Origin of the sequence: Burkholderia sp. KCJ3K979, assembly GCF_016759955.1 — a bacterium.
Lineage (GTDB): Bacteria > Pseudomonadota > Gammaproteobacteria > Burkholderiales > Burkholderiaceae > Burkholderia > Burkholderia orbicola.
The window spans coordinates 1-5,360 of record NZ_JACFYV010000319.1 but is presented as its reverse complement, the minus strand read 5'-3'; the positions used below and the strand labels follow the sequence as shown (position 1 = coordinate 5,360).

Genomic DNA, 5,360 nt, shown 5'->3' with positions numbered 1-5,360 from the left:
GTGTCCCGGTCGTGCGTTGTTCCCCGCAATTCGACATTTGTGCGCGCGCAACAATGGCGATGCCTCGCGCCAGGCGCCAGGCGGGCAACCCGATGCCCGCCTGGCGCCTGGCGCGGCGGTCTTTAAAACCACATCTCACGAGGACATACCATGCAACTCCAATCCCATCCGGCATGCCGCCCGTTCTACGAAGCCGGCGAACTCTCCCAACTGACGGCCTTCTACGAAGAAGGCCGTAACGTCATGTGGATGATGCTGCGATCGGAGCCGCGGCCGTGCTTCAACCAACAACTCGTCACCGACATCATCCATCTCGCGCGCGTCGCACGCGACTCGGGCCTCAAGTTCGACTTCTGGGTGACGGGCTCGCTCGTCCCCGAGCTGTTCAACGTCGGCGGGGACCTGAGCTTCTTCGTCGACGCGATCCGCAGCGGCCGACGCGACCAGCTGATGGCGTACGCGCGCTCGTGCATCGACGGCGTGTACGAGATCTACACGGGCTTCGGCACCGGCGCGATCTCGATCGCGATGGTCGAGGGCAGCGCGCTCGGCGGCGGCTTCGAGGCCGCGCTCGCGCATCACTACGTGCTCGCGCAGAAGGGCGTGAAACTCGGCTTCCCCGAGATCGCGTTCAACCTGTTCCCGGGCATGGGCGGCTATTCGCTGGTTGCGCGCAAGGCGAACCGCGGCCTCGCGGAATCGCTGATCGCGACCGGTGAAGCGCATGCGGCCGAATGGTACGAAGATCAGGGGCTGATCGACGAGACGTTCGACGCCGGTGACGCGTATCTGGCGACGCGCACCTTCATCGACGTGACGAAGCCAAAGCTGAACGGCATCCGCGCGATGCTGCGCGCCCGCGAACGCGTGTTCCAGCTGTCGCGCTCGGAGTTGATGGACATCACGGAAGCGTGGGTGCATGCGGCGTTCACGATCGAGCCGAAGGATCTCGCGTACATGGAACGCCTGGTGATGCTGCAGAACCGGCGCGTGTCGAAACTGCGCACGGTGTAATGCGACGGGCGCCGCCGGGGCCGGCGGCGCCTTTTTCCGGAACGACGCTCAGGCGATCAGCCTGAGCTTTCTCGTCTCCGCGAGCCACGCCTCGAACGCCTGCGCCGGCATCGGCCGCGCGTAGTAGTAGCCCTGCGCGTGATCGACGTCGAGCTGCTTGAGGAATTCGGCTTCCGCATGCGTTTCGACGCCTTCCGCGACCACCGCGAAATTCAGCGCCTTCGCGAGCGACACGACGGAGCGCACCAGCGCCTGCGAGCGCGGATTGCGGTCGATCGCCGTGATGAAGGTGCGGTCGAGCTTGATCGCGTCGAGCGGCAGGCGCGACAACTGCGACAGCGACGAATAGCCGGTGCCGAAATCGTCGAGATGGATCTCCGCGCCGAGCTGGCGGAACTGCCGCATCAGCCCGTTGGCCGCCTCCTCGTCCTCGATGAAGCAGCTCTCGGTCAGCTCGATGTCGAGCAGGCCGGGCTTGAGCCCCGCGCCGTCGAGAATCGACGCGAACTGGTGCACGATGTTCATGTCCTGCAACTGCCGCGCGGACAGGTTCACCGCGATCCGGACGCCGAGCCCCTTCGCCTTCCACGCGGCCGCCTGCGCGGCCGCGGTGCGCATCACCCAGCGCCCGAGCGGCGCGATCAGCCCCGACTCTTCCGCGAAGCGGATGAACTCGACCGGCGCGACGAGCCCGCGATCGGGCGACTGCCAGCGGATCAGCGCCTCGACGGCATGTACGTCGCCCGTCGCGATATCGACGACCGGCTGGTAGTGCAGCACGAACTGCTCTTCCTCGAGCGCCTTGCGCAGGTTCGTGTCGAGCCACATGTACTTCGCGACCTTCTGGTTCATCTCCAGCGAGAACACGCGATACGTATGCTTGCCCTCTTCCTTCGCGACGTACATCGCGGTGTCGGCGCTGCGGATCAGCGTCTCGAGCGAATCGCCGTGCTGCGGATGCATCGCGATGCCGATCGAACAGCTCGTGTAGACCTCCATCAGCCCGAGATGGATCGGCGTGCGCAGCCGTTCGAGGATGATCTGCGCGGTCGCTTCGAGCAGCGGCCGCGTGGCGTGTTCGAACAGCACGAGGAATTCGTCGCCGCCGAGCCGCGCGAGCGTCGCGCCGGACGGCAGGCAGCCGCTGATGATCGCCGACACGTCCTGCAGCAGCCGGTCGCCGGTGATGTGCCCGTAGTGATCGTTGACGCGCTTGAAGTTGTCGAGATCGAGGAACAGGATGCCGACGTGGCCGCGCGTATTGGCGTCCTCCTCCGCGATCGCCGCGTGGATGCGCTCGCTGATCGCGTGGCGGTTCGGCAGCCCGGTGAGCACGTCGGTGTTCGCGAGCTCGGTGAGCCGCTGCTGCGCGTTGCGCTCCTCGGTGATGTCGATGCCCGAGCAGATCAGGTACTGCTCGTCGACGCCGCTGCCGCTCTGCACGAACTTGTTGCGGAACTGGAACAGGCGCGGCCCGTTGACCGTGTTGATGTAGCGCTCGACCGCGAACGACTGGTTGCTCGCGAAGAAGCCCGTGATGTTGCTGCGCGACTGCGCGCCCTGCTCGGGGCTCATGAACAGCTCGAACGCGCTGCGGCCGATCACGTCGACCTCGCGCTTGCCCGTCACTTCCTCGCACAGGCGGTTGAAGCGCTGCACCATCCCGTTGCGGTCGAGGATCACGACGAGCGAATTCACTTCGGACACGACCTGCTCGGCGAACGCGAGCCCGTGCGACAGGTCGCCGGCGACGGACTCGGTATCGGAATAGGCGGACGCCGTGCCGGCCCAGTCGACCGTATTGACCTTCCTGCCGACGAGATGGAGGCTGACCGGGTTGCCGAACAGCACGATGTCGAGCACGAGGTGCGACGTGACACCGGTCAGCGCGCGGATGCGCGCGGCCTGCTCGACCGTCAGCGCGACCGCGACGTTGGTCAGGCCGCGGACCGCGGCCAGTTCGAGCGCGTTGCTGTCGCTGCCGAGACGCCAGCAGGGGCTGCGCGTACCGACATGCGCCTCGAGCACCGCGCTATCGTTTTCGTCATCCATGGACACGCCCCGATCCAGAAAAAAACGCATAGTGTAGACGGAGGCGAGTGGGCCGACCGCCTTCCCGGGCCACGCAGTGCGCGTGCCCGGCAGGGCTGCCGTGATTGCCGTGACGGCGGGCCTCGTCCCGTTACTTGTTTCCAGCTGATGCGACCGGCGTTCGCGCGTGATGCGCAGGTTCCACCTTACGAATGATGAGAGCCATCTTATCAAATGACGATGAGGATTGGCACTCACATTTAGAGCAGAGTGTCAAGGAATCGGGACTCGATTGGCAAGCCGGATTATTCATGATTGGCAGCGGCGAATGCGCAGGTGACGCGGCGCGCATCCGGGGCAGCCAGACGGTCCGGAAGCCCCGCCGGGCGGGCGTTTATGACCGATCCCCGGATAAGGGGCCGGATGCTCGAAGGCGTCGCCGCGGCGGGGGTGAATTGCGTACCGCGCGCCGGTTTTTTGTCATTTTTGATTCCATTCGCGCGTGAATGCCGGGCTTTATTCCACAGTTCGTTGCAATCTCCTCTGCCCGCCCCGGCGCGGGGCATCCGCGCCGGGAGCCGGATGCGCGGCTCAGTCCGCCGCGCCGTAGCCGCCGCCGCCCGGCGTTTCGACGACGAACACGTCACCGGGCGCCATCTGCGCGCGGCCGATATGGTCGAGCACCTCGACCGTGCCGTCCGCCCGCTCGATCGTGTTGCGGCCGAGCGCGCCGGCCGCGCCGCCCGCCGCGCCGAACGGCGCGTGAATCCGGTTGTTCGACAGGATCGACGCCGTCATCGGCTCGAGAAAGCGGACCCGCCGCACCGCGCCGTCGCCGCCGCGCCAGCGGCCGCCGCCGCCCGAGCCGGCGCGGATCACGTGCGAATCGAGCCGCACCGGGTAGCGCCATTCGAGCACCTCCGGATCGGTGAGCCGCGAGTTCGTCATGTGCGTCTGCACCGCGCCGACGCCCGCGAAGCCGTCGCCCGCGCCGCTGCCGCCGGCGATCGTCTCGTAGTACTGGTACTGATCGTTACCGAATGTGAAGTTGTTCATCGTTCCCTGGCTCGACGCGACGCAGCCGAGCGCGCCGTACAGCGCGTTGGTGATCGCCGACGACGTCTCGACGTTGCCCGACACGACGGCCGCCGGGTAGTCGGGGTTCAGCATCGAGCGGGCCGGCACGATCACGGTCAGCGGCTTCAGGCAGCCGGCGTTCAGCGGGATGTCGTCGCCGACCAGCGTGCGGAACACGTACAGCACCGCCGCCATGCAGACGGCCTTCGGCGCGTTGAAGTTGTTGTCGAGCTGCGCGGACGTGCCGGTGAAATCGATCTCCGCGCGGCGGGCCGCGCGATCCACGCGGATTGCGACGCGAATCTCCGCGCCGTTGTCGAGCGGGTAGCGGTACGCGCCATCCTGCAGCGCACCGATCACGCGCCGCACGGCTTCTTCCGCGTTGTCCTGCACGTGCCCCATGAACGCGAGCACGACGTCGCGGCCGAACTGCGCGACCATCCGGCGCAGCTCGTCGACGCCCTTCTGGTTCGCGGCGACCTGCGCGCGCAGGTCGGCCATGTTCTGCTCGACGTTGCGCGCCGGGTAGCGGCCCGATGCGAGCAGCGCGCGCGTGTCGGCGTCGCGCAGCACGCCGGCCGACACGAGCTGCCAGTTGTCGATCAGCACGCCTTCCTCGTCGATATGCGTCGAATCGGGCGGCATCGAGCCCGGCGTCGTGCCGCCGATGTCCGCGTGGTGGCCGCGCGAGCCGACGTAGAACAGCGGCGCGTCCGAGCCGTCCGCGAACACCGGCGTGATGACGGTCACGTCCGGCAGGTGCGTGCCGCCGTGGTACGGATCGTTCAGCATGAACACGTCGCCGTCGCGCATGCGGCCGCGGTTGCGCTCGATCACCGTGCGGATACTCTCGCCCATTGAGCCGAGGTGCACGGGCATGTGCGGCGCGTTCGCGATCAGGTTGCCGTCGCCGTCGAAGATCGCGCACGAGAAGTCGAGCCGCTCCTTGATGTTCACCGAGTACGCGGTGTTCTGCAGCCGCAGCCCCATCTGCTCGGCGATCGACATGAACAGGTTGTTGAAGATCTCGAGCCGCACCGGGTCGGCATCGGTGCCGAGCGAGCGGCGCGTCGGCAGCGGCGTCGTGCGCGTCAGCACGAGGTTGCCCTGGGCGGTCATCGCGGCGCGCCAGCCGGGCTCGACGACGGTCGTGCCGTTCTGCTCCGCGACGATCGCCGGGCCGTCGATCGTGTCGCCGGCGCGCAGCGTGTCGCGCACGACCAGCGCCGCGTCGTGCC

General features: G+C 67.4%; 3 protein-coding genes. 1 reads left to right on the top strand and 2 read right to left on the bottom strand.

Features of this window, described 5'->3' with window-relative positions; translation table 11 throughout:
• Window positions 1-150: 150 nt before the first annotated feature.
• Window positions 151-1,014 (top strand): crotonase/enoyl-CoA hydratase family protein, encoded by an 864-nt coding sequence (locus H3O04_RS33605; protein ID WP_006479738.1) that lies wholly within the window; start codon window positions 151-153, stop codon window positions 1,012-1,014.
• A 48-nt stretch (window positions 1,015-1,062) separates the two neighbouring features.
• On the opposite strand, the gene pdeR is transcribed toward H3O04_RS33605, so the two are convergent.
• Window positions 1,063-3,066, bottom strand: a complete 2,004-nt coding sequence (gene pdeR, locus H3O04_RS33600; protein WP_027813444.1) for a cyclic di-GMP phosphodiesterase — start codon at window positions 3,064-3,066, stop codon at window positions 1,063-1,065.
• Window positions 3,067-3,636: 570 nt separating this feature from the next.
• The coding region (locus tag H3O04_RS33595) for a hydantoinase B/oxoprolinase family protein (RefSeq protein WP_202589329.1) at window positions 3,637-5,360 on the bottom strand (1,724 nt) is incomplete at its 5' end.